29 protein-coding genes and 1 tRNA gene are annotated in these 26,331 nt (G+C 66.9%); 6 read left to right on the top strand and 24 right to left on the bottom strand.

The window, feature by feature from the left end; genetic code table 11:
- The 3 genes from KAJ83_RS02055 to KAJ83_RS02065 are packed head-to-tail and all read left to right on the top strand — an operon-like array spanning window position 1 to window position 3,120.
- Window positions 1–873 (top strand): ABC transporter permease, encoded by an 873-nt coding sequence (locus tag KAJ83_RS02055; RefSeq protein ID WP_210680348.1) that lies wholly within the window; start codon window positions 1–3, stop codon window positions 871–873.
- Window positions 873–1,709: an ABC transporter permease gene (locus tag KAJ83_RS02060; protein ID WP_210680349.1), complete on the top strand. Its 837-nt coding sequence runs from the start codon at window positions 873–875 to the stop codon at window positions 1,707–1,709. Before KAJ83_RS02055 ends, KAJ83_RS02060 begins: the two co-directional genes overlap by 1 nt.
- A gap of 7 nt (window positions 1,710–1,716) precedes the next feature.
- Window positions 1,717–3,120, top strand: coding sequence for an amidase (locus KAJ83_RS02065; protein ID WP_210680350.1), 1,404 nt, complete (start codon window positions 1,717–1,719; stop codon window positions 3,118–3,120).
- A gap of 49 nt (window positions 3,121–3,169) precedes the next feature.
- Here the strand turns inward: KAJ83_RS02065 and KAJ83_RS02070 are convergent, their stop codons facing one another.
- Both KAJ83_RS02070 and KAJ83_RS02075 read right to left on the bottom strand, forming a co-directional pair.
- Window positions 3,170–3,802 carry a 5-formyltetrahydrofolate cyclo-ligase gene (locus KAJ83_RS02070; protein WP_210680351.1) on the bottom strand — a complete coding sequence of 211 codons (633 nt, stop codon included), beginning with the start codon at window positions 3,800–3,802 and terminating at the stop codon, window positions 3,170–3,172.
- Window positions 3,799–4,290 (bottom strand): group III truncated hemoglobin, encoded by a 492-nt coding sequence (locus tag KAJ83_RS02075; protein ID WP_246484152.1) that lies wholly within the window; start codon window positions 4,288–4,290, stop codon window positions 3,799–3,801. Before KAJ83_RS02075 ends, KAJ83_RS02070 begins: the two co-directional genes overlap by 4 nt.
- Window positions 4,291–4,373: 83 nt before the next feature.
- Between KAJ83_RS02075 and KAJ83_RS02080 the strand changes: the two genes are divergently transcribed.
- Window positions 4,374–4,802, top strand: a complete 429-nt coding sequence (locus KAJ83_RS02080; protein ID WP_210680352.1) for an RrF2 family transcriptional regulator — start codon at window positions 4,374–4,376, stop codon at window positions 4,800–4,802.
- Window positions 4,803–4,926: 124 nt separating this feature from the next.
- On the opposite strand, the gene KAJ83_RS02085 is transcribed toward KAJ83_RS02080, so the two are convergent.
- The 9 genes from KAJ83_RS02085 to KAJ83_RS02125 all read right to left on the bottom strand — a co-directional run bounded on the left by KAJ83_RS02085 (window position 4,927) and on the right by KAJ83_RS02125 (window position 10,773).
- A tRNA-Pro gene (locus KAJ83_RS02085) sits at window positions 4,927–5,003 on the bottom strand.
- A 109-nt stretch (window positions 5,004–5,112) separates the two neighbouring features.
- The gene (locus tag KAJ83_RS02090; RefSeq protein ID WP_210680353.1) at window positions 5,113–5,724 is read right to left on the bottom strand and encodes a LysE family translocator; all 612 of its coding nucleotides are present in this window, start codon (window positions 5,722–5,724) and stop codon (window positions 5,113–5,115) included.
- Between the two features lie 85 nt (window positions 5,725–5,809).
- On the bottom strand, window positions 5,810–6,427 hold the full coding sequence (locus KAJ83_RS02095; RefSeq protein ID WP_210680354.1) for a MerR family transcriptional regulator: 618 nt from the start codon (window positions 6,425–6,427) through the stop codon (window positions 5,810–5,812).
- A gap of 71 nt (window positions 6,428–6,498) precedes the next feature.
- Complete coding sequence (locus KAJ83_RS02100; protein ID WP_210680355.1) at window positions 6,499–6,789, bottom strand: integration host factor subunit alpha; 291 nt, start codon at window positions 6,787–6,789, stop codon at window positions 6,499–6,501.
- Window positions 6,790–6,887: 98 nt separating this feature from the next.
- Entirely contained in the window at window positions 6,888–7,862 is a 975-nt protein-coding gene (locus KAJ83_RS02105) for a beta-ketoacyl-ACP synthase III (protein WP_210680356.1), read from the bottom strand.
- A 94-nt stretch (window positions 7,863–7,956) separates the two neighbouring features.
- Window positions 7,957–8,988, bottom strand: coding sequence for a phosphate acyltransferase PlsX (gene plsX, locus KAJ83_RS02110; protein WP_210680357.1), 1,032 nt, complete (start codon window positions 8,986–8,988; stop codon window positions 7,957–7,959).
- Window positions 8,989–9,220: 232 nt separating this feature from the next.
- Complete coding sequence (gene rpmF / locus KAJ83_RS02115; RefSeq protein WP_210680358.1) at window positions 9,221–9,406, bottom strand: 50S ribosomal protein L32; 186 nt, start codon at window positions 9,404–9,406, stop codon at window positions 9,221–9,223.
- 186 nt (window positions 9,407–9,592) lie between these two features.
- Window positions 9,593–10,162 (bottom strand): YceD family protein, encoded by a 570-nt coding sequence (locus KAJ83_RS02120; RefSeq protein ID WP_210680359.1) that lies wholly within the window; start codon window positions 10,160–10,162, stop codon window positions 9,593–9,595.
- Entirely contained in the window at window positions 10,159–10,773 is a 615-nt protein-coding gene (locus tag KAJ83_RS02125) for a ubiquinol-cytochrome C chaperone family protein (protein ID WP_210680360.1), read from the bottom strand. The genes KAJ83_RS02120 and KAJ83_RS02125 overlap by 4 nt, the downstream gene beginning before the upstream one ends.
- A 219-nt stretch (window positions 10,774–10,992) precedes the next feature.
- Here KAJ83_RS02125 and KAJ83_RS02130 point away from each other — a divergent pair, with 219 nt between their 5' ends.
- Window positions 10,993–11,439, top strand: coding sequence for an outer membrane protein assembly factor BamE (locus tag KAJ83_RS02130; protein WP_210680361.1), 447 nt, complete (start codon window positions 10,993–10,995; stop codon window positions 11,437–11,439).
- Window positions 11,440–11,469: 30 nt separating this feature from the next.
- Here the strand turns inward: KAJ83_RS02130 and KAJ83_RS02135 are convergent, their stop codons facing one another.
- Window positions 11,470–12,288: a LytTR family DNA-binding domain-containing protein gene (locus KAJ83_RS02135; RefSeq protein ID WP_210680362.1), complete on the bottom strand. Its 819-nt coding sequence runs from the start codon at window positions 12,286–12,288 to the stop codon at window positions 11,470–11,472.
- Between the two features lie 143 nt (window positions 12,289–12,431).
- Here KAJ83_RS02135 and KAJ83_RS02140 point away from each other — a divergent pair, with 143 nt between their 5' ends.
- Window positions 12,432–13,133 carry a DUF2306 domain-containing protein gene (locus tag KAJ83_RS02140; protein WP_210680363.1) on the top strand — a complete coding sequence of 234 codons (702 nt, stop codon included), beginning with the start codon at window positions 12,432–12,434 and terminating at the stop codon, window positions 13,131–13,133.
- A gap of 102 nt (window positions 13,134–13,235) precedes the next feature.
- Here the strand turns inward: KAJ83_RS02140 and KAJ83_RS02145 are convergent, their stop codons facing one another.
- From KAJ83_RS02145 to KAJ83_RS02200, 12 genes are all read right to left on the bottom strand, one after another.
- Window positions 13,236–15,329 (bottom strand): sodium-translocating pyrophosphatase, encoded by a 2,094-nt coding sequence (locus tag KAJ83_RS02145; RefSeq protein ID WP_210680364.1) that lies wholly within the window; start codon window positions 15,327–15,329, stop codon window positions 13,236–13,238.
- 275 nt (window positions 15,330–15,604) lie between these two features.
- On the bottom strand, window positions 15,605–16,870 hold the full coding sequence (locus tag KAJ83_RS02150; RefSeq protein WP_210680365.1) for an MFS transporter: 1,266 nt from the start codon (window positions 16,868–16,870) through the stop codon (window positions 15,605–15,607).
- A 110-nt stretch (window positions 16,871–16,980) separates the two neighbouring features.
- Window positions 16,981–17,439 (bottom strand): flagellar basal body-associated FliL family protein, encoded by a 459-nt coding sequence (locus tag KAJ83_RS02155; protein WP_210680366.1) that lies wholly within the window; start codon window positions 17,437–17,439, stop codon window positions 16,981–16,983.
- Window positions 17,440–17,528: 89 nt separating this feature from the next.
- Entirely contained in the window at window positions 17,529–18,530 is a 1,002-nt protein-coding gene (gene thiL, locus KAJ83_RS02160; protein ID WP_210680367.1) for a thiamine-phosphate kinase, read from the bottom strand.
- Between the two features lie 27 nt (window positions 18,531–18,557).
- Complete coding sequence (locus KAJ83_RS02165; RefSeq protein WP_210680368.1) at window positions 18,558–19,109, bottom strand: transcription antitermination factor NusB; 552 nt, start codon at window positions 19,107–19,109, stop codon at window positions 18,558–18,560.
- A gap of 24 nt (window positions 19,110–19,133) precedes the next feature.
- Entirely contained in the window at window positions 19,134–19,595 is a 462-nt protein-coding gene (gene ribH / locus KAJ83_RS02170) for a 6,7-dimethyl-8-ribityllumazine synthase (RefSeq protein WP_210680369.1), read from the bottom strand.
- A 5-nt stretch (window positions 19,596–19,600) separates the two neighbouring features.
- Window positions 19,601–20,212, bottom strand: coding sequence for a riboflavin synthase (locus tag KAJ83_RS02175; RefSeq protein WP_210680370.1), 612 nt, complete (start codon window positions 20,210–20,212; stop codon window positions 19,601–19,603).
- 92 nt (window positions 20,213–20,304) lie between these two features.
- On the bottom strand, window positions 20,305–21,210 hold the full coding sequence (locus KAJ83_RS02180; RefSeq protein ID WP_210680371.1) for a DMT family transporter: 906 nt from the start codon (window positions 21,208–21,210) through the stop codon (window positions 20,305–20,307).
- Between the two features lie 75 nt (window positions 21,211–21,285).
- Entirely contained in the window at window positions 21,286–22,074 is a 789-nt protein-coding gene (locus KAJ83_RS02185) for a carnitinyl-CoA dehydratase (RefSeq protein ID WP_210680372.1), read from the bottom strand.
- On the bottom strand, window positions 22,071–24,158 hold the full coding sequence (locus KAJ83_RS02190) for an acetate--CoA ligase family protein (protein WP_210680373.1): 2,088 nt from the start codon (window positions 24,156–24,158) through the stop codon (window positions 22,071–22,073). The genes KAJ83_RS02185 and KAJ83_RS02190 overlap by 4 nt, the downstream gene beginning before the upstream one ends.
- 10 nt (window positions 24,159–24,168) lie before the next feature.
- Complete coding sequence (locus KAJ83_RS02195; protein WP_210680374.1) at window positions 24,169–25,329, bottom strand: acyl-CoA dehydrogenase family protein; 1,161 nt, start codon at window positions 25,327–25,329, stop codon at window positions 24,169–24,171.
- 5 nt (window positions 25,330–25,334) lie between these two features.
- Window positions 25,335–26,312: an L-carnitine dehydrogenase gene (locus tag KAJ83_RS02200; protein ID WP_210680375.1), complete on the bottom strand. Its 978-nt coding sequence runs from the start codon at window positions 26,310–26,312 to the stop codon at window positions 25,335–25,337.
- Window positions 26,313–26,331 lie beyond the last annotated feature (19 nt).

Below are 26,331 nucleotides of genomic sequence, written 5' to 3' on the forward strand. Positions count from 1 at the left end.
ATGGCGGATCAACGGAAAAGCTGGCGCGACCGCGGCCTGATGCTCGCCACCCTGCCGGTAAGCGCGCTGATGCTGTTCTTCTTCCTCGTGCCGCTGGGCCTGACGGCGGCGCTCAGCTTCCAGAGCACGAAATATTACCGCGTGGTCTGGTCCTGGGACACCGGCACATGGATCGACGTCTTCACGCATGGCCATTACTGGTCGATCATGCTGCAGACGATCACCATGGCGCTGGCATGCGTCGCGCTGTGCATCATCATCAGCCTGCCGGTCGCCTATGCGCTGGTGAACCGGATGCGGTCGGTCGAGAACCACGTGAAGGTGCTGATCGTCTTCGCCTTCCTGACGGACGCGGTGTTGAAGACCTTCGGCTGGGTGCTGTTCCTCGACCGTACCGGCGTGATGAACGGCATGCTGGAGACGATCGGTTTCGGCCCGGCGGCGACCGACATCCTATTCAACCCGGGCGCCACCTTGTTGGGCATGGTCTATAACCTGCTGCCCTATACGATCTTCACGATCTATCTCTCGTTGGCGCGGATCGACCGGGATCTGGTGCTGGCCGCCTATGACGCCGGCGCCTCGCGCCTGCGTACCTTCTGGGAGGTGACCCTGCCGCTCAGCCGGCCGGGCGTGATCGCGGGCGGGGTGCTGGTGTTCGTGCTCAGTCTCGGCGTCTTCCTGGAATCGAAGGTCATGGGTGGCGGCACCTCGCCGATGGCGGCGGAACTGATCCGCCAGACCTTCGAGACGCGGGTCAACTGGCCCCTCGGCGCGGCGCTGACCCTGGTCGTCATCGCGATCGGCGTGCTGACATTGGGTGGGGCCGGCGCGCTGTTCCTCCACCTCAATTCCCGGAAAGGAACGGCGTGATGACCAGGGATCGTCTCGAAGGCCATCTGGCCAATATCGTGCTCTACGGCTCCGTCGCCGGGGTGCTGGTCTTCTTCTATATCCCGATCCTGACACTGATCCTGTTCTCCTTCTCGGAGAGCCGTTTCCTCAGCTTCCCGATCGAGGCGCTGTCGCTACGTTGGTATGGCGAGTTGTTCGCCGCCAATGATTTCTGGCCGGCCCTGCGTAATTCCGCGGTCCTGGCCTCCGTCTCCACGGTCTTCGCGACGATGTTCGGCATCGGTGGGGCGATCGCCTGGATTCGCTGGCGCTTCCGCTTCCAGCGCTTCTTCCAGGGGCTGACCTTCGCGCCGTTGCTGTTCCCGCAATTGCTGCTGGGGGTGGTGATGCTGCTCTGGTTCTCGGTGCTGGGAAGCTGGCTCGATTTCTCCCCCGGCCTGTGGAGCGCGATCATCGGCCATGTGGTCTATATCACCCCCTTCGCGCTGGTCATCATCGCGGTTCAGGTGCATGGATTCGACGACACGCTGGAGGATGCGGCGCGCGACGCCGGCGCCAACCGCTGGCAGGTTTTCCGGGAAATCACGCTGCCGCTGATCTGGCCCGGCGTCTTCTCGGCCGCGATCTTCGCCTTCCTGCTTTCCTGGGGGAATTTCTATATCACCTACAGCCTCGCCGGGACGGCGCGGACGCTGCCGACCTTCGTCTTCAGCGGTATCGCCGTCGGCTCCTCGCCGATCTATCCGGCCTTGGCGACATTGAGCTTCGTGCCGGCGCTGCTGCTGGTCGGCCTCGCCGATGTCTTCCGCCGCCGGGCCGCCGCCCGGCGCGCCGCCCCACCCAAGAGCGAATAGGCCGATCATGACGGACGCCGACGACCCGGTTACCGCCGGCGCGATGGCGCGCGCGACGCGCGACGGCGCGCTGCGCCCGACGGACCTCGTGGAACGCGCGTTGCGACGGATCGAGGAAATCGCCCCCCTCAACGCCTTCCCCCTGGTCGACGGCGAGGGCGCGCGGGCCGAGGCCGCGCGGCTTGAACGCCTGTCCGCGGCGGAGCGCGAAAACATGCCGCTCCATGGCGTGCCGGTCGCGATCAAGGATTTCACCCCAACGGCCGGGCATCTCACGACGCGCGGGTCCTGGAGCCAGAACGAGGTGCCGACGGAAGACCCCGTCTTCGTGCGCCGCTTGAAGCGCGCGGGCGCCATCATCGTCGGCAAGACGGCGACACCCGAATTCGCCTATTCCAGCTTCACCCAAAGCCCGCGCTGGGGCATCACCCGCAATCCGCACGATCCCACGCGCACGCCGGGCGGGTCCTCCGGCGGGTCGGCCGTCGCCGTCGCCACGGGCTGCACGCCCTTCGCGGAAGGCAGCGACATGGGCGGGTCCATCCGCATCCCGGCGGCGCTCAGCGGCGTCGTAGGGCTCAAGCCCAGCCTGGGGCGCATCCCGATGGACGTGCTGCCCGGCGGCTCGGACTTCCTCTCCCATTTCGGGCCGATCGCGGGATGCGTGGACGATGCCGCGCTGTTCCTGTCGGTCACGCAAGGGGCGGATGACGCGGATTATCTATCGCAAGCCGCCGTCGGGCCGATCGACCACCCGGTCGCCCCCGCCGATCGGTCGATCCGCATCGCGGTCTCCCCCGACCTTGGCTATTACGCGATCGCGCCGGAGGTCGCCGCCCGCCTGGACGAGGTGATGGCCGCCCTGAAGGCCGACGGCTATCGGGTGGAACGGGTCGAGCTTCCCTGGTCGCGGGCGATCAACGATGCCTGGTCGGCACTGTGGGGTGTGGCGCTCGCCACCAGTTGGGGCGACGCGCTGGAAACCCATCGCGAATACATGGACCCGGCCGTGGTGGCGCTGATCGAGGCCGGCCGCGCCCTCGATGCCGTCACCGCGCGCCATTACGAGGCCGTGCGCCACCGCCTGTGGGCGGATCTCGCGGCGGTTTTCCGGGATTATGACGTCCTGCTCTGCCCCACCTGCGCGCGGCCCGCGCCGAAGGTCGATGCCCGCGACGCCGGGTTCGAGCAGGATGCGCCGGACGGCCGCTATGCGGGGCTCGACCTCTGCTGCCCCTTCAACATGGTCAGCGCCTGCCCCGCCGCCTCGGTCCCGATCGGCACGGCGGAGGGGATGCCCGTCGGCCTGCAGATCGTCGGCCGCCGCTTCGATGACAGCACCGTCCTGCGCCTCGCCAAGAGCGTGGAGCGGCTCTACCCGCCGAAGTTGGCGCCGATTCCACGCGGGTAATGGATTATCCCGGCCGCGACGCCGCGTCCCCGGCCCTTTGACCCCCAGCTTACGCACCCTGGCCGGCGGGGCCGAAACGGATGGGACCCTCCTCGGTCACGACCCGGCCCAACGGGATGTCGTGCCATTGGGGAAAGATCGTGCGGATGGCGGCCGAGGAATAGCCGACACCATGGAGTTCGGGCCGCCGTTCCAGCGCCGCCAGGGTCCGGTCATAGAAGCCCCCGCCATAGCCCAGCCGATAGCCCGCGCTATCGAACCCGACGACCGGCGCGATCACCATGTCCGGCACGACGCATGGCGCATCCTCGCCCGGAATCGGGATGTTCCATATGCCCCGCGTTAGCTTCTCGCCCGGGGACCACGCGCGGAAGATAAGCGGCTGGCCACGCGCCACCACGACCGGCAGCGCACATCGGCCGCCATGCGCGTCGATCCGTTCGAGAAGACGGCGAAGGTCGGGCTCTCCCTTGAACGGCCAATAGGCAGCGATGATCCGTCCCGCGACGGGTTCGAGCATGGTCTCCAGACAGGCCATGATGCGCGCATCGTGCCGACGACGCAGGTCTCCCGGGATCGACAAGCGGCTCTCGATAAGCCGGGCACGCTCGGCCTTGCGCCAGGCCTTCAGGTCCGCGCCCAGCGGGGACACCTCGTCCGCCCGGTCTCGTTCGCCGGTCACCGCGGAAACTCCGCATGCCCCGATATCTCGAGGGGAGCAACCTCGCGATCGGGTCGCACGAACCGCTCGCCGCCCTTCAACAGGACCCCGTGATGCACAGCAAGGCCATATTCCAGGCTGCGGGCGATGCGCTCGGCCCGCTCGATGAAATGATCGGCGGCGGCCGGCGGACAGACCTCCCGCGCGGTCGGGATGAAGAGGGCCAGCCACCGGTCGAAATGCCGTGCATCCACGGGCAGGGTCGCATGCTTCGCCATCGGCTGACCGTGGAAACGTCCCGTCAAAAGCGCGACGGACGACCAGAAGGCGCACATCCTTTGCAAATGGAGATCCCAATCGTCGATGCGCGCATCGAACACCGGGCCCAGGACCGGATCCGCGCGAATGCGGTCATAGAAGGAGTGGACGAGACGCTCGATCATCGCCTCGTCGATGCCCGTCCGCGCGATAATCTCGGCCGTGACGGCCGCCCGGCGTTCCGTTTGCATCGCGACTCTCCTTAACAGGTATTTAATATACCTATTTATCAAGCCATAGTGCGCCGGTGCAATCGCAATTCGAAAGGACGGCCATGCGGCTAAGATCTTCAACGGATTTCGGACTACGCGCGCTGATGCGCCTCGCGGGACAGGCGGAGCATGTCTCCTCGACCCAAGAAATGGCCCGCGATCTCGGCATATCGCGGAACCATTTGACGAAGATCGTGCAAACACTCGCCGGCGCGGGGTTGCTGACCACCCGGCGTGGGGCGGGCGGCGGCTTCGCATTGGCCCGTCCGGCCGAGCGTATCACCCTGGGCGAGGCGATCCGCGTCATGGAGGCGGGGCAAGCCCTGGTGGAATGCTTCCAGGCGGACGGCGGCGCCTGCACCCTCACCCCCGCCTGCCGGTTGAAAGGGCACCTCGCCGCCGCGCGCGACGCCTTCCTGGCGGAATTGGACGGCACGACGCTGGCCGAGTGCGCCTATCCACCCCGGCCCGCGGGACGCATCGCGACCTGAGTGAACGGACACGAATCCATAAGGCAAGGGAAGCGGCGAAAGCTAACTTGCTTAAAAATCTGACGACTTTACGGGAAGGCCCCGCTGGCACGCCGCAAAAAAGCAAGCGATACCAGCGGGTTGTTGGTCGGAGCGGCAGGATTTGAACCTACGACCCCTTGTCCCCCAGACAAGTGCGCTACCAGGCTGCGCTACGCTCCGATCATGACCCTGGTGGGGTTCGGCGGCGGACGAGGCCCGTCTTCCGAACGGCGCGGAATGTAGGCGCTTCGCCCCGGATGAGCAACCCGGGAAGTCACTTTCCCGGCGCCTATCGTTCCGTCAGCGCGAGCTTCACGCCGAGGCCGATAAAGGCGGCCGCGAAGGCGCGGCGCAGCCATGCCATGACGGAAGGCCGGCTCACCACATGATCGCGCATCGCGCCGGCCGCGGCCCCATAGCCGACGAAGACCACGAAGGTCATCGCCATGAAAACCAGGCTCATCGCCGCCATATGCTCCAGCGCATGCGGCTGCCCCGGCGTGACGAACTGCGGGAGGAAGGCCAGGAAGAACACCGAAAGCTTTGGATTCAACAAATTGACCAGAATCGCGCGAACGACGATTTCCCGCGCGGGCGGCACCGTACCCGCCGCTTCCACCGAGAGCGCGCCATGGGCGCGCAGCATGCTCCACGCAAGATAGAGCAGATAGCAGACCCCCAGCACCCTGAGTGTCTCATAAGCGATCGCGCTCGTTTCCAGGATGGCCGCCAACCCAAACATTGCCGCCAGAAGATGCGGCACGATACCAAGCGTGCACCCCAACGCCGCGATCGAGGCCGCCCCCGCCCCACCCCGCAACCCGCAGGCCAGCGTGTAGAGCACGCCCGTACCCGGTGCGATCACGACGATGAAGGCGGTAAGGAGAAATTCCGGCGACATCCTGTCGGCTCCTTCATTCGATCCGCACGGATCATCGCAAGATGGCATGCCGACGCGCAAGCGTGACGGGGAGACGAGGCACGCGCTATTCGGCCAATGTTGCGCGCAGGGCCACCAAGCGCCGCCGCGCGGCTTCCAGCCGGGACCGGGCCCCGTCGGTCAGTCCCGCCGCGCCGGTCACGTTTTCGGGGGCGGCGCACGCCGCGTCCCGGGCGGCCGGATCGACGGTTTGCTCCGGCATGGGCGCACGCCCCTCGCCCCCGGTAGATTCCGCCGGTTTTTCCGATATCCGCGTCACCGTGCCCGGCGCAGGATCAATCAGGAAACTCGGCTGGCTTTCGGTCACGGTTTCCAAGGCACTGTTGACGCTGGCGGCCGCGCCGTCGCATTCCCCATTGCCGTTCTGGGCGGGCTCTCCATCAATCAAGGCACGCACGCCGCGTTCGCGCAGCACCTTCTGGACGCCGCGAATGGTGAATCCCTCGGAATAGAGCAGATCGCGGATGCGCTGCAGCAACACCACGTCATCGGGCCGGTAATAGCGCCGCCCGCCGGCGCGCTTCATCGGCTTCACCTGGGCGAACTTGGTCTCCCAGAAACGCAGGACATGTTGGGGAACGTCCAGATCGTCCGCGACTTCGCTGATCGTTCGGAAGGCGTTCGCGGCTTTCGCCCGCCCGTCATCGCCGTCCGCTGCCGTCATTGCTCACGCCCACAAGGAATCCGGGCCGCGTGACAACGGGCCCGCCCGGCCGCCACGCCGGATGAAATGGCTTACTTGTTGATCCGGTCCTTCAGCACATGGCTCGGCCGGAAAACCAGGACGCGGCGCGGGAGAATCGGCACCTCCTCCCCGGTTTTGGGATTGCGTCCGATGCGCTGGCCCTTCTGCCGCACGGAGAAACTGCCGAAGGAGGAGATCTTGACCGTCTCCCCATCGACCAGCGCGTCCGACACCTCGCCCAACACGGTCTCGACCAGCGCCGCCGAATCGTTCCGCGACAGCCCGACCTCCTGATAGACCGCCTCCGCGAGTTCGGCGCGGGTCATGGTTTTCCCCGCCATGACGAGGTCCCCCCAATCAGTGTTTCTTCCAGGGTAGCACGGTAGCCTCGCGCCGAAAGGCCGTCAATCGCCAGGACCTCGAATCACGACGATCGTCTCTACCACCGGATGAGGGCCGCCCCCCAGGTGAACCCACCGCCCATCGCGGTGAGGCCCAGAAGGTCGCCGGGCTTGAAGAGTTGGCGCTCCACCCCGTGGGTCAGGGCGAGCGGGATGGTCGCGGCGGAGGTGTTCGCATGTTCCTCCACAGTGACCACGACATGATCGGAATCGAGACCGAGCTTACGTCCCACCATGTCGATGATCCGGCTGTTCGCCTGATGCGGGATCAGCCAGGTGAGATCGTCGAGATCGAGGTCGGCGGCATCCAGCGCCTCCTCCACGCTTTCCGACATGCGCTTGACGGCGTGCCGGAACACTTCCTGCCCCTGCATCCGCACGAACCCAGAGGTTCGCGAACTCGCCGGGCCGCCATCGACATAGAGCGCGTCGTAGAACCGACCGTCGGAGCCGAGCCGGGTATCGAGGATACCGCGTTCGCCCTTACCGTTGCCGGTTTCCTCCGCCCGCAGCACCACGGCGCCCGCGCCGTCGCCGAACAGCACGCAGGTCCCCCGGTCCGTCCAGTCCAGAATACGGCTGTAGATTTCCGCGCCGACGACCAAGGCGCAGCGTGCCTGACCGAGCCGCAGCATGTTGTCCGCCTGGGTCAATGCATAGAGGAACCCGCTGCACACCGCCTGCACGTCGAAGGCGGGACCCCGCGTCACGCCCAATTTCGCCTGAAGACGCGTCGCCGTCGCCGGGAAGGTATTGTCCGGCGTCGTCGTCGCCATGATGATCAAATCGACATCCGCAACATCCGCCCCGGCATTGGCAAGCGCGGCGCGCGACGCCTCCAGCCCCAGATCGGAGGTCAATTGATCGTCGGCCGCGATATGGCGGCGGGCAATTCCGGTGCGCTGGCGAATCCACTCGTCATTGGTATCGACGATCCGGGCGATATCGTCATTCGTCATGACGCGCTCCGGCAGATAGGCGCCGACCCCTTTGACAACGCTGCGCACCGGCATCTCCAACCCCTAACTCTTGCTTGCCATCCGATCGGCGCGTTCGACGCACGCCCGATTCTTCCACCGGCGCCGATCGGCACCGGCACCGGGCCGCTCACCGACCGGTTTCGGCCGGCCGAAGCTGCTCGAAATCATGTCGCATCTTGGCGAGGAACCCGTGGGTCGCCATGTCGGCGGCGACACCGATCGCATTCGCGAAACCGAGCGAATCCGTCCCACCGTGGCTCTTCACCACGATTCCGTTAAGACCAAGCAGCACCGCGCCGTTATAGCGTCGCGGATCGACCCTGAGGCGCAGCTTATGCATGGCGCGCCGGGCGAAAAGATAGCCGACCTTGGCCATCAGGCTCGACTGGAATGCCTCTCGCAGAAAGGCACTGACGAGGCGCGACGTACCTTCCGCCGTCTTCAGCGCGATATTGCCGGTGAACCCGTCGGTCACCACGACGTCGACCGTGCCGCACGCGATGTCGTCTCCCTCGACGAACCCCTTGAACTCGATCGGCAGAGTGCTCTCGCGCAGCGCGGCGGCAGCCAGCTTAACCTCGTCCTTGCCCTTGAGATCCTCGACCCCGACATTGAGCAGTCCGACCGTCGGCTTCTCGATCCCCATCGCCGTACGCGCGAAGGCTTCCCCCATCACCGCGAACTGCACCAGATTCTCGGCATCGCACGCGACATTCGCGCCGAGGTCGAGCATGCAGGTCTCGCCACGCTCCGTCGGGAAGAAGGAGCAGATCGCCGGACGTTCGACACCCGCGATGGTGCGCAGGCCGAACATCGCCATCGCCATCAGCGCGCCCGTGTTGCCGGCGGAGACGGCCGAATCCGCCTCCCCGGACTGAACCGCGTCGATCGCGAGCCGCATGCTGCTCTGCTTCCCGCTGCGCAACGCGACGGAGGGCTTGTCGGTATTGGCGACGACCTTGTCGGTATGGCGAATCTCGACGCAATCGGCGAGATGGCTCTGAGCCGCGACGAGCGGCTTCAACCGGGCTTCGTCGCCATAGAGCAGGAAGCGCAAGGCCGGGTTGCGCTCACGCGCGATCGCCGCGCCCTCGACCACGGAATCCGGGGCGTTGTCCCCCCCCATCCCGTCCAAGGATATGGTCAACCGCTCCGCCAAGCGTTCTCGCCTCTCATCCCCCGCCCGCAGGATGCGATTCGCCCGCGGAATCCAATTCTCAAGCTCTCAAGCCAAGCGCGGGCATCATGTCTATCCCGCCGCAAAACCAAAAGCCGGGCCCGCCTAGGAGCCCGGCCGGATCGAACCGCTCATCTTCCTGGACCACGGCTCCAGGCGGCATGTCCGCGACGCCCGGAGGCTGCGGACACACCGTCCTGTTCGGCGTCGTCGCCTAGAAGCTGTCCTTCGGCTCAATCACCTGACGGCCACGATACATGCCGGTCTTCAGGTCGACATGATGCGGACGAACCAACTCGCCCGTCGTCTGGTCCTCGCGATAGGTCGGCTGCTTCAGGCCATCATGCGCGCGGCGGTTGCCACGGCGGGACGGCGTCGTTTTGCGCTTCGGAACGGCCATGATCACAATCTCTCGTTCACTGCCCCGGAAATCCGTCACGCGGCAACCCGTCGCGCGGCACCATGGGCTGGGTCTCAAACAACGCGGCGGCCGACATATCGGCCGCCCGCGAAATCCGGCGTGTTAATAACGCTTTTGTCCGGGCGGGGCAAGACGCGACACACGCGCGGCAGGGTGGAACCTCCCCTACTTCTTCAACTTGGAAAGCGCCGCGAAGGGACCGGCCGGCTCCTCCTCCTCGATCGCCGCGCGACGTCCCGCCGGCACGTCGTCGAGCGCCGTCGACATGTCGACCCCCGCCTTGCGCGGGTGCGGGTCAAGCAGCACCGCCAGACGCTGCACCAGCAATTCGCCGAGATCGATGCGCCCATTCACGATTTCCTCCGGCGGGTCGGGATCGTCGAGGGTGAATTCGCGCTCCGTCTCCTCGACCGATTCCTGTTCCGGCGGTCCATATTCGACCGAGAACCGCTCCTTGATCGAGACCGGCAGGGGTTCCAGCGTGACGACGCACCGCTGGGCGAGTTCGGCCTCGACCCGGCCCATGGCGATCAGCATCGGGCCGCCCGCCAGCGGGCGCAGGGCCACCTCCCCCGCCAGACGATCCAGGGCGACAAGGTCCAGTCGCTCCGCCAGGGCAGCGCGCGCCGCCTCGTCCGCCTCCAGGCGATAGGTTTTACCACCGGAGGGGACATCATCCGCCTCCACCGGCACGGAGAATTCGGGCGGGCGATCGATATCGGCGGGCTCGCTCATTCCGCCGCCTCCTTCCTGTCGGGTTTGTCGGGAACAGTGCCGGCGCCCGCTCCGGGCAGGACCGCATCGGCATCGGCGAAACCGACGCGTCCCGCCAGGATCGCCGCCGTCGGCTCATTCGCGAGATGGTCCATCTGGGCGCGGCAATAGGTCGCGAGGCACGCGGCCGCGCGCGCCCGCCGCGCCTCGTCCATATCCGGATCGCGATAGACGTTGCGGACCAACACCTCCTCGAGGGCGTCCGGCCTATCGGCCTTCAACGCGCCCCAATAGGCATCGAGCCGACCATAGAAGGCCTGCGCCAGCTTCTTCATCTTCTTGCCGACCGACATGTCGCCCACGCCCATTTCGCGCAAGGAACGATCCATGTCCTTCATGATATGATTGGCGAGCTCGTCACCGACCGCCTGCCAGCCCGGCGCGCCGCTCATCCGCCGGAACAGCAGGAAGGCGTGCAACGCGATCATGTCGAAACGACCATCCACCGTATCCGCCACGCCGCCGGTCTCGTAGAGCGCGGGCCGGCGGGCGGCCGCCACCACCGAATCATAGAGATCGGCGGCCGCGCGCTTCTCGGGCCCGGATCGGAAGAAATCGATGATCGGTTTCACGGGCATTCATCCTCAAATCATTGCCAAGGCCGCATGTAGCGCGACGAAGGCGCCGGTTCAATGCACAGCGGGTCGGTTCATACGCGGGCGCGGCAAGAGCGAGTCGAGGCCGTGCCGCAGGCTATGCTTGAAATGACCGCGCGCGCGAGGCATCTATCGGGCGGGCCTCGTGACGCGAGACCGATCCTTCACCTTCACGATATCGGATTCGGACCTGCCATGACGCGTCCTTCGAAATCCCGGCTCCTCCGCACCGGGCTCATCGGCCTCGGCGCGATCCTGCTGCTCGGCGCGTGCGAGCCGCGGACGGCGCTGCGCGGCAATCTGCCGCGCGAAAGCCAGATGGAACAGATCCGCGTCGGCCAGGACAGCAAGAGCCGGGTGCGCGATATTCTCGGCACCCCATCGACGGTCGGAACCTTCGATCAGGATGTCTGGTACTATATGAGCCAGAAGACGGAACAATGGGCCTTCTTCGAGCCGGAAATCGTCGATCACCAGATTCTGGCGCTTTATTTCGACGCCAACGGCCGGTTGGAAAACATGGTGACCTATACCGAGGAAGACCTGCGGGAGGTGGATTACGCCAGCCGCACGACTCCGACCTCGGGCCGCGAGTTCACCTTCATCGAACAGATGTTCGGTAATCTCAACCGCTTCCGTTGAGGCGCTTCCGTTGAGGCGCCCAAGGTCGAGCTAGCCGGCGTCGAGCCAACCGGCGGCGCGCACTCCCGGGATGAAGCTTCGCCCCACCGGCACTTCCAGGCCGTTCTCAAGAATCAGCACCGGCCGCTTCGCCTTGCGGCGGACATCGCGCACCGCCGCGCATGCCACCCAATAGGACCGATGTACCTGCATGCCGTCCGCGCCCGCCAGATCGCGCGCGGCGTCGCGCATGCGGCAGAGGATCAGGGCCGTCCCCGTGCTGGTGTGGACGCGCAGATAATGGTCCTCCATCTCCAGCGCCAACAGCCGCCCCGACAGACCCGAAGGCCAGCGGGCGCGGAAAGCTTCCGTCGGGTCGACGGCGGCGCTTTCCACCTGCCGCGCATCCTCCAGCGCTTCCCCCTTGCCGGAATCGGCCGCGCGGCGACGCGCCCGTTCCATCCCATAGCCGGCGATACCGACAAGCCAAAGAAGCAACAGCACCTGCCCCCCGAAAACCAGCGGCCGTTCGGCGAGATCGGTCCGGAAGATCACCTGCCCCGCGCCGAGCACCACCAGAAGACAGGGGCCGAGCGACAGAAGCGCCGCGAGCAAAGGCAGGATGACCACCGGCGCCGGAAAGCGATCGTGGAACCGGCGACCCAGCCCCTTTAGCGCCGCGTCCATGATCACCCAATTGACCATCACGACGCTGACCCAGAAGGCCGCGCGGACAAGCGGCCCATACGCCTCGTAGCTGCCGAACGGCCCCAACGCAGCCAGCAACAGGCCGACCGCGACCGGACGCCAGATCCAGCTTCCCACCAACGCCGGAACACGGCCGATACCCCGACCCATCCGTTCACGCATCGTGAACCGTCACCGCGTCGCCCTTCACGAATGCCCCCTTCCCCTTTCGCGAAATGCCGCTTGAGGACGTCTCCCGGCCGCCTCTACCTCTTCCCCCAACGGACCATGAGGACCGACAATGACCGACAACGGGAGAAAGACCGATGCCGACCACGTCGCCGATGATCGGGCCCGCCGACGCGATTTTGGCCGACGCGATCCTGACGATTCATATCGCCGCCGGATTTCTCGCGCTGACATGCGGCAGCGCGATCATCCTAATGCGCAAGGGCGACGGTCGCCACCGCCAGGTCGGCTGGGTTTTCTCGGGCGCGATGATGACGGTCGCCGTCACGGCCCTCGCGCTGTGCCTGTTCCGTCCGAACGACTTCCTGCTGACGATCGCTTTGTTCAGTGCCTATCTCACCCTGAGCGGATGGTGGGCAATGGCGAGCCGGAGATCGGTCCGTTCCGCGCGTGCGGTCGTCGCGTTGGATTGGGCGCTCGCCCTCGGCGGCATGGCCACGGCGCTCGCGATGCTGGGCGTCGCGGGGATGGAGATGCTGATGGATACTTCCCACCGGCCCGTCGTGCTACTCGTCTTCGGGCTGGGTATCGCGGCCATGGCGGGGCGGGATATGGTGACGGCGGCGCGGCGCGGCGGCCTTTCCAGGGCGGAGAAGCTGGCACGGCACATCCAGCGCATGATGGGCGCCTGGATCGCGAGCCTGACCGCCTTCGCCGTGGTCAATCTGAGCTTCCTGCCGGATCTGGCGGTGTGGCTCGGTCCGACGGCGCTGGTCACCCCCCTCATCACCTATTGGAGCCGACGTTACGCCCCGAAGGTAAAGGCGGTCATCGCCTGACCAGCGACCTGTCCACGGGCGAAACGCGAAACGCCCCCGACCGTCACGCGGCCGGGGGCGTTCGTATTCCAGCGCCATGGCGGACGCCGATGGCGGTCGAGCTTACGCCAGACCGGCCAGCAGCAGCAGCGCCACGATGTTGGTGATCTTGATCATCGGGTTGACGGCCGGACCGGCGGTATCCTTATAGGGATCGCCGACGGTATCGCCCGTCACGGCCGCCTTATGGGCTTCCGAGCCCTTGCCGCCGTGATTGCCGTCCTCGATGTACTTCTTGGCATTGTCCCAGGCGCCGCCGCCCGCGGTCATGGAGATCGCGACGAACAGGCCCGTGACGATGACGCCCAGCAGCATCGCGCCGACGGCCGAGAACGCCGCGCCCTGACCCGCGACGAGCAGGATCACGACATAGAGCACCAGCGGGCTCAACACCGGCAACAGCGAGGGGACGACCATCTCCTTGATGGCGCGCTTCGTCAGCATATCGACGCAGCGGCCGTATTCGGGCTTGGTCGTGCCCTCCATGATGCCCGGGATTTCCTTGAACTGGCGGCGCACCTCGACGACCACCGCGGCGCCCGCGCGGCCGACCGCCGTCATGCCCATCGCGCCGAACAGGAACGGCAGCAGACCGCCCATGATCAGCCCGACGACGACATAGGGGTTGGAGAGCGAGAAATCGACCGTGATATCCGCGAAGAAACGGTTGAGGTCCGCGGTATAGGCCGAGAACAGCACCAGCGCGCCGAGACCGGCGGAACCGATCGCATAGCCCTTGGTGACCGCCTTCGTGGTATTGCCGACGGCGTCGAGCGCATCCGTCGTGTTGCGCACGCTGTCGTCCAACTCCGCCATCTCGGCGATGCCACCGGCATTGTCCGTGACCGGGCCGTAGGCGTCGAGCGCGACCACCATGCCGGCCAGCGCCAGCATCGTCGTCACCGCGATGGCGATACCCATCAGACCCGCCAGCAGGTGGGCCACGACGATCGCCGCGCAAATCAGCAGCGCCGGAATCGCGGTCGCCTCCATGGAGACGGCGAGCCCCTGGATGACGTTGGTGGCGCTTCCCGTCTCGGACGCCTTCGCGACCGAGCGGACCGGGCGGTATTCGGTGGAGGTATAGTATTCCGTCACCCAAACGATCAGCGCCGTCAGCACCAAGCCCAGCAGACCGCAGATGAACAGGTCGAGGCCGGTGAAGGTGACGCCGTCCATCGTCATCGGCGCATCCAGGCCGATAATGAAGTGCGTGATCGGCAGCAGCAGCACGGCCGAGATGATGGCCGAGCCGAAGAAGCCCTTATAGAGCGCCTTCATGATGTTGCCGGAGCCGTCGACCTTCACGAAATAGGTCGCGACGATGGAGGCCAGCAGGCACACCCCGCCGATCGCCATGGGATAGACCATGAAATCGGCCAGCGCGACGGTGCTGTCGGTGATGCCGTAGAGCAGCGTCAGCACCATGGTGGCGCCGACCGTGACGACATAGGTCTCGAACAGGTCGGCGGCCATGCCGGCGCAGTCGCCCACATTGTCGCCCACATTGTCCGCGATCACGCCCGGGTTGCGGGGGTCGTCCTCGGGGATGCCGGCCTCGACCTTGCCGACGAGGTCCGCGCCGACATCGGCACCCTTGGTGAAGATACCGCCGCCGAGGCGCGCGAAGATCGAGATCAGCGAGGCGCCGAAGGCGAGGCCCACGAGGCCGTGGATGATCGCCTTGTTCTCGCCGTCGGTGACCGGCGTGATGTTCTGCAGGATCAGGTAATAGACCGAGATCGCCAGCAGCGCGAGGCCCGCGACCAGCATGCCCGTGACCGCGCCCGACTTGAAGGAGACGGAAAGTCCCTGGGCCAGCCCCTGGCGGGAGGCCTCCGTGGTACGGACGTTGGCGCGCACCGAGACCAGCATGCCGACATAACCGGCGACGCCCGAGAGCGCGGCACCGATGATGAAACCGACCGCGCTGGCCGTACCCAGCGTCGCGAACAGAATAACCGCGACCACGACACCGACCATGCCGATCGTCGTGTACTGACGGTTCAGATAAGCCGAGGCGCCTTCCTGGATGGCGCCGGCGATTTCCTGCATGCGCTCGTTACCGGCGCTCATGGACAGGATGCTGCGCGAGGTCACGATGCCGTATAGCACCGCGGCCACCCCGCACAGGATTGTAATGATGAGCCAGGTCATGGCTTTCCCTTCCCCTTCATCTGAGCTCCCCCATCCGGCAGCGTCCGGGGCGAGCATGTGCGATGACCGGCCGCCGTCGTCGACCGTCCGAATCGGACGGACGCGCGTGGCCTTGTCGTTCCCCTATGGTCCCGGGGCCGTCAGCCGTCGATATCGCCTGATTCCCCCGGAAAATCGCGGCGGACCTTACGGGATGGCATCCGCTCGTGCAACCGGAATGGGGCCGAAACCGGGGCGTCCCGTCACCCCGCCCGCCCACCATCCCCGGGCAGCCCTCACGCCATGCGTTGCCGTCGGCGAACGACCAGCTTGAACCACCCGACGAGGCAGAAGGCGACGAGCATCGCGATCCCGACGACGAGGTTCACGGTCTGCCAGCCATGGATGCTCTGCAACACGCCGGAAAGCAGGCTCGCCACCGCGACGGTGGAGAAGACACAGAAGTCGTTCAGCGCCTGGACCTTGGATTTCTCCTCCGGCCGGTAAGTCTCGGTCAGCAGCGTCGTACCGCCGACGAACATGAAGTTCCAGCCGATCCCCACCAGGATCAGGGCACTCAGGAACTGCAGAAATTCCACGCCGGAGAAATTGATCGCGATCGCGGTCAGATAGAGCACCGTTCCCGTCAGGATGATCGTCGCGGTCCCGAACCGCTTGATCAGCGCGCCGGTGAAGAAGCTCGGCACGAACATACCCAGGACATGCCATTGTATGACGAAGGCCGCGTCGTTGAAGGCATGGTTATATGACGTCATGGCCAGCGGAGTCGCGGTCATCAGGAAGGACATGCTGGCATAGCCGATCATGGCCGCGAAGACCGCCACCGGCAGTGTCGGGTTGGCCACGATCTCGCCCAGCGGACGGCCGGAATTCTCGCGCTCCGCCCGGCTCGGCTTTGGAATGTCGAGGAATTGGAGCAGCCCCGTGGTGACGATCGACAGCACGCAGATCGCCGCGTAGGCCCCGGCGAAGGGCGCGCCGGCGATCAGATCGCGGCTGTGCTTGGCGATCTCGGGGCCGAAGACGCCGGCGATGATCGGGCCGATCATGACGTAGCTGATCGCCTTCGGTTTGAAGGCTTCCGAGGCCGTGTCCGCCGCCGCGAAGCGATAGTACTGCCAGAAGGCGTTATGAATGCCCATCATGAAGCCGGCATAGACGAACAGCCAGAAATCGCCGCCCATGATCGCCAGAACGGCGATCGCCGCCCCGGCGAGCCCGATCATCTGTCCGATCGTGAAGCCGGCCCGCCGGCCTATCCGTCCCATCAGCAGGGAGGCCGGCACCGTCGCCGCCATCGTGCCGATGAACTGCACGCCGAGCGCGAGGGTCGCGAAAGCCGTTTCCGGCAACGCGCCGACGAGGGGCAGATGATAGATCGCGTCCGGATCGGCCAGCAGCATGCCGGTCAAGGCCGTCACGGTCATGACCAGACTGGCGCCCGTATTACTGAGGCCGAGCGCCACGCACAGGACAGCGACATTCCTCTTGGTCGGATCGCGGCCCGCCGGGCCGGTTCCGTTTCTGGCTTCTTCGGACATGGGCGGTTGGATCAACTACACGGTGAATGGGCATGGAAGGTCGCGCGCCGCCGCCGACCCGTCAAGCCGAATGGCCCACGCCGAGATGGGCATGGGAACCGGCCATGTCCTCAATTGGTCTTCTCGTAAGCCCCCTGAATCAGGACCTCCCGAACCACGTCGGCACCGACGATCCGATCCGCGATCGCCCGAAGGCGGGCCTTCACCGTGCGCACATTGAGCGGACTGTCGAGCGGCACGCTCGCGAAATAGGCATGAAGATCGCGCAGGAAGGCATCCATCAGGCGGGGCATGCGTTCCTGGATCTCCTCGCGCGCCGCCAGATCCTCGACCTCCAGGCTGATCTGGAGCAGGACATACTTGGCGACTGCCCCACCCCGGATCACCGGGATCGTCAGCGCCTCCAACTCGACATAGACGGCCGGCTCGCCCGGCCCATCGTCCGGCGCGGCATCACTGGCCTCGTGGCCCTCCCCGGCATCACGCATGAGGAACCACCAATAGGCCCCGCCTCCGCCGGCACCGAGCAGCAGGATGAGGAGGACGAGAATGATCAGGAGCTTCTTCACGGGTCCGCGCCGGCGCCTTGTCCGAGAACGGGGCGGTCGATGCAACCGGCCCGACAACACCCTCCAAGTTCCTGTTCTAGCAGGAATCCTCAGCCGTGGCGATAGCCCGGCCGCGCGAATTCCAGGGCCGACCCGTCCGCGTCGCACGCGGTGACGGCGCCTACTTCCCCTGCGACGAGGCGGCCGATTCGGGAAACCCGCGTATCGGTGCGCCGTCCGGCCGCCTCCACGGCCGCGCGCTCGCCGGGCGGGGCGGCGAAGAGCAGTTCGTAGTCATCGCCGCCGGTCAGTAAGTCCGGCAACCGCCCCGGCTCGTCCGCCAGGATGTCCGACGCGGCCCCGGAGAACGGGACGGCGGGACAGTCGATCCCGATCGCAAGGCCCGAGGCCGCCGCCATATGCCCCGCGTCCGAAATCAACCCGTCGGAGACATCGAGCGCCGCGCGCGCGACGCCCGCCAGCACCCGGCCCAGCGCCACGCGCGGTTCCGGCCGGCGATAGCGCCCGATCAGATAGGCCGCCGCGTCGCCAAAGCCGTGAGCCCGGGCGGCCTCCAGCCCCAGGAGCCCATCGCCGATGGTCCCGCTGACCCAGAGGTCGTCGCCGGCCCGCGCGCCGTCGCGATGCAACGCCTCCGCCGGTTTCACGGCCCCGAACGCCGTCACGGTGATCGTGACCGGTCCCGGCGTGGCCACGCTGTCCCCGCCGGCGAGATGGATATCGAACGCCGCCTGATCCGCGGCCAGGCCGTCGCAGAAAGCGGCCAGCCAACCGTCATCCACCATCTTCGGCAGGGCGAGATTGAGCGTATAGCAGACCGGCCGCGCCCCCATGCCCGCAAGGTCGGAAAGATTCACCCGCAGCGCCTTCGCGGCGATATCCGCCGGTCCCTCGTCGCCGATGAAATGGACCCCGGCGACCAGCGTATCAGTGGTCACCACCAGGACCTCCCCCGGCGCGCAATCGATCAGGGCTGCATCGTCGGAAAGCGACCGCGCGCCCGGAAAGCCGGCCGCGAGGGGACGCAGGAACCGGCCGATCCGGCCGAATTCACCAAGGGAGGTCGGTGTATCGTCGCGCGTTTCAGCCATTCACCACCTGCCGCGCGGCCATGCGGATCACTCCCGCGTGGGGTCGTCGGTGCCGGATTGCCCGATCGGCGTCTCCAGCGGGTCGACCTCCGCCGCCTGTTCGGCGGTGCCCCCCTGCCCGCCCGCTGGGCGGAGCGTCTTGGCAAGCGAGTCGAGGACCGCATTGACCAGGCCGATCTCCGTCCGGTCATAGAAGGAATCCGTCACGGTCAGATAGTTCGAGATGACGAGTGGCGGATCGGCCGACTCGTTGCGCCACAACTCGAACGCGCCAGCGCGCAGGATCGCGCGCATCAATGCCTCGTAGCGCGAGGCCGCCCGTTTCGTGCGTCCGGCCTCGGCGATCATCGTGTCGATCGCCTTGGTCTCCGCCAGGACGCCGCGCACGATATCGGTGAAGAGTTGCGGGTCGGCGGGCAGCGCCTCCCCCTCCAGCTCCGCCGTCTTGCCGCGCGCGGTGAAGGCCGCGATCACGTCGGTCGGGCCGTGCTGGGACATCTCCATATCATAAAGCGCCTGAACCGCGGCCAAGCGTGCCGCAAGCTTCCGTCCGCTCCTGGAAATCGTCTTTTCGCCCATGGGGTACTTTCCGTTCCTCGTCCCTCAGGCGTCCAGCCCGAATTCACGGCGAAGCGCGATCATGGCGAGGCAAGCCTCCGCCGCGCCGCCGCCCTTGTTCTTGTCCTCGACGCTGGCGCGTGCCCAGGCCTGCACCCGGTTCTCGACCGTCTGGATGCCATAGCCGATCGCCAGCGAATGCTCGACCGACAGGTCCATCAGGCCGCGCGCGCTCTCGCCGCAGACATAATCGTAATGCGTCGTCTCGCCCCGGATCACGACGCCGAGCGCGATATAGCCGTCGAAGCGCGGCTTGCCCCGATGCAATTGGCTCTTGCGGGCGATGTTGATCGCCGCCGGAATCTCGAAGGCGCCGGGCACCGCGAAACGCTCCCAGGTGGCGCCCGCCGCCTCCAGCGCCTGGGTCGCGCCACGCGCGAGTTCATCCGCCAGATCCTCGTAGAACCGGGCCTCGACGATCATGATATGGGGGGCTCGATCAGCCATCGCGTTCATGCGTCCTCTTCCCGGTCCAGAAGGCGCGCAACGTAGCGCGCGAGGGCATCCACCTCAAGATTGACCCGGTCGCCGGGACGCCGGTCGTGGAAGGCGGTCACCTTGAAGGTATGCGGGATGATATTGACCCCGAAGCGATCGCCCGCCACCTCGTTGACGGTCAGCGACACGCCGTCGAGGACGATCGAGCCCTTGGACGCGATGAAGCGGCGCAGCGGCGCGGGCGCCCGGAAGCCGAAGCGCCAGCTATCCCCCTCCTCCGCGCGGTCCAGCACCTCCGCCACGCCGTCGACATGGCCGAGCACGAAATGCCCCCCCAACTCGTCGCCCAGGCGCAGCGCACGCTCCAGATTGACCGGCGTGCCCTCGGCCCAATCGTCCAGCACGGTCTTCGACAATGTCTCCGCCGAGGCGTCGACGGCGAACCAGCCGGTCCCATCGGTGTCGCGCCCGGCCTCCGTCACGGTCAGGCAGCAGCCGTTGCAGGAGATCGACGCGCCGATCGCGATCGCCTCGACCTCATAGCCGGTCGCGATCGTGAAACGGGTGTCGCCACGCCGCTCGACGGCGCGCACGCGGCCCAGATCGGTAACGATGCCGGTGAACATGGCCCAAGGCTCCAACGGGGTTCGATGATGGGGGCTATCTATAGCGTCCGGCCCGGTGGGGAAAGCCCGCCGGTCGACGGGGCGCCCGCGCATCAGGTCCTGATATCGGCGACCGGCCGCTTCGCACCGCGCACACGTTCGCGATAGATTGTGTAAAGACCGCTCGCCACCACGATTCCGGCCCCGATGACGGTCCAGGAATCCGGCAAATTGTCGAACACCAGATAGCCGATGATCGTCGCGAAGACGAGAAGCGTGTAGTTGAAGGGTTGCAGCACGGAGGCCGGCGCCGCCTCCAGCGCCTTGATCAGCAGCAGGTGCCCCGTCGCCGCCGTGCAGGACAGCAGCAGCAGCCAGCCCCAATCAACCAAGGTCGGCCATGTCCAGAAGAAGGGACCGATCACCGTCATCACCGCCGCCCCGATCAACGCCATGTAGGTGAGCGAGGTTTCGCTGTCGTCATGGCGCGAGACCACCCGCGTCAGCACGTTATAGGCCGCGAAGAGCAGCGCCGTCAGCAGCGCGACCAGAACGCCCGGCTTCAACGCCTCGAACCCCGGCCGCAGGATCACCAGCACGCCGCAAAAGCCGACCAGAACCGCCGCCCAACGGCGAATCCCAACCGCCTCGCGCAGGAAGAAGGCCGCGATGGCCGTCACCATCAAGGGGAAGGTGGCGAGCAACGAATGGATTTCCGCCAGCGAAAGCGTGCGGATCGCCACGATGAAGGCCCCGATCTCCGCCAGGATCAGCAGGGACCGTAAAATTTGAAGCCATGGCCGTTCGCTCCGCAGGCATTCGCGCAGCGGCTTCTTGCGCAAGGAGAAGGCCAGCGCGAAAGCCGCATAGAAGACGAACCGCACCCACAGGATCTGCGGCGTGGAATAGGTATCCGCCAGCCCCTTGGTGATGGCGTCCTGGGTCGCGAAGATCAGCATCGCGCCCACCACCAAGGTGATGCCGAGGGTCGGGTTATCCTGATGCGGTGCGCGTCTCATGCGGAAGCGCTTATCCCATCGCGCGCCGGGCCGCAAACCCAGCGCGCGTCGGAACAGTCGGGACCGGAAAAGGCCCTACCGCCCCTTCCACTCCGGCTTGCGCTTCTCCGCGAAGGCGCGCGGGCCTTCCCTGCTGTCCTCGCTCTCCAGCATGGCGAGATAGGTGGGCAGGTCATGGCTGCGCAGCAGGTCGAAGGCGTCCTGGGTTTCCATGTTCGCGGTCTCGCGCACCACCTCCTTGATGCAGGCGAAGACCAGCGGCGGCCCGTCGGCCAGCAGGCGGGCGAGTTCCCAGGCGCGCTCGCGCAGGCGTTCGCCGGGCACCACTTCGTTGACGAGGCCCCAATGCTTGGCCTCCTCGGCCGCCATCCAGCGGCCGGTCAGCAGCATGTCCATCGCCACGTGATAGGGAATGCGCTTGGGCAGCTTGATGGTGGCGGCGTCGGCCAGGACGCCGATATTGATCTCCGGAAGGGCGAAGCGCGCATGGTCCGCCGCGATCAACATGTCGCAGGCCAGCGCGATCTCGAACCCGCCGCCGACGCACATGCCGTTGACGGCGCAGATCACCGGCTTGTTTAGGTCGGGCAGCTCCTGCAAGCCGCCGAAACCGCCGACGCCGTAGTCGTCCTCATATTCGGCCGCGCCGGAGGCCGCATCCTTCAGGTCCCAACCGGCGGAGAAGAATTTCTCTCCCCCGCCCGTGACGATGGCGACGCGCAGGGACGGATCGTCGCGGAAGCGCTGGAAGGCGAGGCCCATCTCGCGGCTCGTCGCGTTGTCGATGGCATTGGCCTTGGGCCGGTCCACCACGACCTCCAGGATGCCGTCCTTTTCCGTCAGTTTCAGCGAAGATTGGCTCATGCCACCTCCCTTTCCTCCGCAAGTCTCATGAAGGCGTCGGCCGCGACCGCCCCGTCCGTTCCCACGATCAACGGATTGACGTCGAGTTCGAGGAGACCGTCGCCCTGCGCCGCCGCGAAATCGGCGATCGCCTGTATCGCGTTCAGTGTCGCGGACAGATCGCCCGCCGGCCGGCCGCGATACCCCTCCAGCAGGGGGAAGACGCGCAAGCGGCGCAACGCCGCCTCGATCCCGGCGCGATCCGCCGGCAGCGAGAGAACCGCGCGGTCCGCCAGCACCTCGGCCAGCACGCCCCCCGCCCCGATCATCAGGCACGGGCCGACCAGGGGATCGCGGATAATCCCGACGATCAATTCGGCCACCGGGGACGACACCATGCGCTCCACCAGCACATGGCCGGAAAGCGCGAGCAGATCCTCCACCGCCTCATGCAGCGCGTCCGCGTCCGCGAGACCGAGGCGCACGGCGCCATGTTCGCTCTTATGCGCCATCGATGCGCTGACGGCCTTGGCGACGATCGGATAGCCGATGGCCTCCGCCGCGGCGAGGGCCTCGCTCGCGCTCGCCACCAACGCGCCCTCGGGCACGGCGACCCCGACGGCGGCAAGCCGCCGCTTCGCGCGGTATTCGTCGAGACTGCGCCCCGACCCGTCGGCAAGGATGGCCGGGCGCGGCGCGTGGGCTGAGTCCACGGCCGCCTCGGCGCCCGCCCGGGCCAGCCCGGCGCCGGCCAATGCGGCCGCGCGGACGGCGATCAGCGCCTCCTCGATCCCCTGCATCGGGGCGATCCCGGCGGCCATGAGATGCGCGCGCGCGGCGGATGGCAGGCATTCCGGCAGGCTCGCCACCACCATGGTCGGGCGACCCGTCGTCCGGGCGGCGGCGATCAGCGCATCGGTCGCCATTTCCCACCCCGTCTCGTCCCCGACACCGGCCTTGGGGTAGTCCAGCACCAGCATCCCGACATCGACCGGCGCCGAAAGGGCGGCGGTATAGCATGCCTCGCACGCCGCCTGATCGAGCCAGATATAGGTGTGATAGTCGAGCGGATTGTCGATCGCGATCCCCGGCCCCAGCGCCGCGACCAGCGCGGCGCGCGACGACGCATCGAAATCGGGCAGGGTGATGCCGACCCGCTCGGCGGTATCGGCGACCAGCGCCGCCTCCCCGCCGGAACAACTCATGGAGACGAGACGCCCGCCCGGCAGTCCACCATGAACGTGAAGCAGCTTCAGCGTCTCCAGGAAGGCCGGGACACTCGCCGCGCGCGGCACGCCCAGGCGTTCCAGATAGGCATCGAAGGCGGCGGCCCCGCCCGCCATGCTGCTGGTATGGCTCAAGGTCGCGCGGGCGCCGCGCGCGGAAAGCCCGGTCTTGAAAGCCAGCACCGGCTTGCCCGCCCGGTGCGCGGCGGCGACGGCGCGGGCGAAACGCTCCGCGCCCTCCGGCAGCCCCTCCAGATGGACGCCGATGGCGCTCACCCTCGGATCGGCGGCATGCGCCTCGATCAAGTCGGCGGGGCCGACCGTCGCGGCATTGCCCACCGTCGCCAGATGCGCGATCGGCAGGCCGCGATCCTGCATGGTGAAGTTGATCGCCATATTGCTCGACTGCGCGACGATGGCGACGCCGCGCTCCACCCGTTCGCCGCCATGGACGTCGGGCCAGAGGGTCACCCCCTCCAGATAGTTCAACATGCCGTAGCAATTCGGCCCCAGGATCGGCATGGCGCCGGCGGCCCCGACCACGCGGGCCTGCAGGGCCTCGCCCTCGGCGCCCGCCTCCTTGAAGCCGGCGGCGTAGCAGACCGCCCCGCCCGCGCCCATCGCGGACAGCTCGGCCACGACATCGACCGTCGCCTCGGGCGGCACCGCGACGAAGGCCGCGTCCGGCGGCGCGTCGAGGGCACCGACCGACCGCTTGCACGGGATGCCCGCCAGCATCTCGCGCTTGGGATGAACGACCTCGATCACGCCGGCGAAGCCCGCGCGGCGGCATTGCTCGATCGCGACACCGCACTCCCGCCCGCCGATGAAGGCGATCCGACGGGGAGAGAGCAGACGGCTCAACCGTCCTTCCGCCATGATGCCCCCGTCAGCCGCCGAGCGGGCGCAACAGCCCGCGCGAGATGATGTGCCGCTGGATCTCCGAGGTGCCCTCCCAGATGCGTTCCAGCCGCGCATCGCGCCAGATCATCTCCAACGGCAGTTCGTTCATCAGGCCCATGCCGCCGTGAATCTGGATCGCCTCGTCCGCGATGAAGGCCAGCGCCTCCGTCGCCGCCAGCTTGGCCATCGCGGCGTCGCTGTCGGTCATGGTGCCCTGGTCGTGCTTCCAGGCCGCCTCGTAGGTGACGAGTTCCGCCTGACGCAGCCTCAACGCCATGTCGGCCAGCTTGAAGCTGACGCCCTGGAACTTGCCGATCGGCTGGCCGAACTGCTTGCGATCCACCGCCCATTGCGTGGCCAGTTCCAGCGCCCGGTCGCACCGGCCGAGGCAGGTGCCGGCCACCTGCAGGCGCGTCGCGCCGAGCCAGTCATTGGCGACGTCGAAGCCCTTGTCGACCTCCCCCAAAACCTGGGAAGCTGGGACGCGGCAATCGTCGAATTCCAGGATGAAATTGTGATAGCCGCGCATCGAGACGTTCTTGTAGCCGGGCCGGATTGTGAAGCCAGGCCAACCCTTGTCGATCAGGAAGGTAGTGATCTTCTTACGCGGGCCGCGCGGGCCGTCCTCCTCGCCGGTCGCCGCCATCAGGATCACGAAATCCGCCCAATCGGCATGGCTGATGAAGTGCTTGGTGCCGTTGATGACGAAGTCGTCGCCGTCGCGCACGGCCCGGCAGTTCATGCCGCGCACGTCGGACCCGGCGCCCGGCTCCGTCATGGCGAGGCAATCCACCTTCTCCCCCCGGATGCAAGGCAGCAGGTACTTCTCCCGCTGTTCCCCGACACAGGCCTGGAGGATGTTGGACGGCCGGTAGACCGTATAGTGCAGCGCATAGGACGCCCGTCCCAATTCCCGGTCCAGCATGGTCATGGACAGCGTGTCGAGACCGCCGCCCCCCAATTCCTCCGGCATGGCGGCCGCGTAGAGGCCAAGTTCCCGGCTCTTTTGCTTGATCCTCTCGGCTACCTCGACCGGGACCTCGTCGGTCTCCTCGACCGTACGTTCGTGGGGGTAGAGTTCCTCCTCCACGAAGCGGCGCGCCATCTCGATCAGCAGGCGCTGTTCCTCGCTCGGGCTGAAATCCATGGCGGTTATCGTCCTTCCTTATCCGCGCGCTCGGCCAGCAGGCGTCCGGCGCCCTCGCGGTACTTCGACAGCGCGCGCATGATGTCGATCAGGCAATCGTCGCGCAGCCGCTCCAGATCGCGGATCGCGACGCCCTGAAGCTGCTCGCCCGTGCCCTCGACCATGCGTTCGATCAGGGCCTCGGTCAGGTCCGGCGCCTCGAGCTTCGTCCAGGGCAGTTTCAGGGCCGGGCCGAACTGCTTCATGAAATGGCGCATGCCCTGCTCGCCACCGGCCAGCGCGAAGGTCTTGTTGACCCCCATGAAGGCCCAGCGCAGGCCGGGTCCATAGACGATGGCGTCATCCAACTCGCCCGTCGTCGCCACGCCGTCGGCGACGAGGTGCAGATTCTCCCGCCACAGCGCCTCCTGAAGACGGTCGGAGAGGAATCCCTCGATCTCCGTGCGCACGCGCAAGGGGTGCATCTCGATCCCGCGATAGAAGACCTCCGCCCGGTCGAGCACGGCCGGATCGGTCTTCTTGCCGCCCAGAATCTCCACCAGCGGCAGCAGATAGACCGGATTGAAGGGATGGCCGACCAGCACGCGTTCCGGATGACGGCACTTCGCCTGGAACTCGCTCGGCAGCAGGCCGGAGGTCGAACTCGCGATCGGTACATGCGCCGGCGCGACGGCGTCGATCCGGCTATGAACGTCGATCTTCACGTCCAGGTTCTCGGGCGCCGATTCCTGGATGAAATCGGCCGCCTCGGCCACCGCCTCCAGGCTGTCCACGGTCGTCAGCCGATCCTGCGAGGCACCGGGGGCGAGGCCCATCTTCTCCATCGCCGGCCAGGCATTCGCCACCTTGGCCCGCAAGACGGCGGCCCCTTCCGGTGCCGGGTCCCAGGCCACGACATCAAGCCCGCGGGCCAGCGCCCGCGCCGCCCACCCGGCCCCGATCACCCCGCCGCCGACGAGGCCGAAGCACTTGATCTCCGTCATTTAAACGTCGTCCTTCCCG

Origin of the sequence: Marivibrio halodurans (assembly GCF_017963645.1) — a bacterium.
Classification (GTDB): domain Bacteria; phylum Pseudomonadota; class Alphaproteobacteria; order UBA8366; family Aestuariispiraceae; genus Marivibrio; species Marivibrio halodurans.

Coding starts and splice junctions, on each gene's coding strand:
- KAJ83_RS02055 (WP_210680348.1), top strand. CDS start 1: ATGGCGGATCAACGGAAAAGCTGGCGCGACCGCGGCCTGATGCTCGCC.
- KAJ83_RS02060 (WP_210680349.1), top strand. CDS start 873: ATGACCAGGGATCGTCTCGAAGGCCATCTGGCCAATATCGTGCTCTAC.
- KAJ83_RS02065 (WP_210680350.1), top strand. CDS start 1,717: ATGACGGACGCCGACGACCCGGTTACCGCCGGCGCGATGGCGCGCGCG.
- KAJ83_RS02075 (WP_246484152.1), bottom strand. CDS start 4,290: ATGCAAACGGAACGCCGGGCGGCCGTCACGGCCGAGATTATCGCGCGG.
- KAJ83_RS02080 (WP_210680352.1), top strand. CDS start 4,374: ATGCGGCTAAGATCTTCAACGGATTTCGGACTACGCGCGCTGATGCGC.
- KAJ83_RS02090 (WP_210680353.1), bottom strand. CDS start 5,724: ATGTCGCCGGAATTTCTCCTTACCGCCTTCATCGTCGTGATCGCACCG.
- KAJ83_RS02095 (WP_210680354.1), bottom strand. CDS start 6,427: ATGACGGCAGCGGACGGCGATGACGGGCGGGCGAAAGCCGCGAACGCC.
- KAJ83_RS02100 (WP_210680355.1), bottom strand. CDS start 6,789: ATGGCGGGGAAAACCATGACCCGCGCCGAACTCGCGGAGGCGGTCTAT.
- KAJ83_RS02105 (WP_210680356.1), bottom strand. CDS start 7,862: ATGCCGGTGCGCAGCGTTGTCAAAGGGGTCGGCGCCTATCTGCCGGAG.
- rpmF (WP_210680358.1), bottom strand. CDS start 9,406: ATGGCCGTTCCGAAGCGCAAAACGACGCCGTCCCGCCGTGGCAACCGC.
- KAJ83_RS02120 (WP_210680359.1), bottom strand. CDS start 10,162: ATGAGCGAGCCCGCCGATATCGATCGCCCGCCCGAATTCTCCGTGCCG.
- KAJ83_RS02130 (WP_210680361.1), top strand. CDS start 10,993: ATGACGCGTCCTTCGAAATCCCGGCTCCTCCGCACCGGGCTCATCGGC.
- KAJ83_RS02135 (WP_210680362.1), bottom strand. CDS start 12,288: ATGCGTGAACGGATGGGTCGGGGTATCGGCCGTGTTCCGGCGTTGGTG.
- KAJ83_RS02140 (WP_210680363.1), top strand. CDS start 12,432: ATGCCGACCACGTCGCCGATGATCGGGCCCGCCGACGCGATTTTGGCC.
- KAJ83_RS02145 (WP_210680364.1), bottom strand. CDS start 15,329: ATGACCTGGCTCATCATTACAATCCTGTGCGGGGTGGCCGCGGTGCTA.
- KAJ83_RS02150 (WP_210680365.1), bottom strand. CDS start 16,870: ATGTCCGAAGAAGCCAGAAACGGAACCGGCCCGGCGGGCCGCGATCCG.
- thiL (WP_210680367.1), bottom strand. CDS start 18,530: ATGGCTGAAACGCGCGACGATACACCGACCTCCCTTGGTGAATTCGGC.
- KAJ83_RS02165 (WP_210680368.1), bottom strand. CDS start 19,109: ATGGGCGAAAAGACGATTTCCAGGAGCGGACGGAAGCTTGCGGCACGC.
- ribH (WP_210680369.1), bottom strand. CDS start 19,595: ATGGCTGATCGAGCCCCCCATATCATGATCGTCGAGGCCCGGTTCTAC.
- KAJ83_RS02175 (WP_210680370.1), bottom strand. CDS start 20,212: ATGTTCACCGGCATCGTTACCGATCTGGGCCGCGTGCGCGCCGTCGAG.
- KAJ83_RS02180 (WP_210680371.1), bottom strand. CDS start 21,210: ATGAGACGCGCACCGCATCAGGATAACCCGACCCTCGGCATCACCTTG.
- KAJ83_RS02185 (WP_210680372.1), bottom strand. CDS start 22,074: ATGAGCCAATCTTCGCTGAAACTGACGGAAAAGGACGGCATCCTGGAG.
- KAJ83_RS02190 (WP_210680373.1), bottom strand. CDS start 24,158: ATGGCGGAAGGACGGTTGAGCCGTCTGCTCTCTCCCCGTCGGATCGCC.
- KAJ83_RS02195 (WP_210680374.1), bottom strand. CDS start 25,329: ATGGATTTCAGCCCGAGCGAGGAACAGCGCCTGCTGATCGAGATGGCG.
- KAJ83_RS02200 (WP_210680375.1), bottom strand. CDS start 26,312: ATGACGGAGATCAAGTGCTTCGGCCTCGTCGGCGGCGGGGTGATCGGG.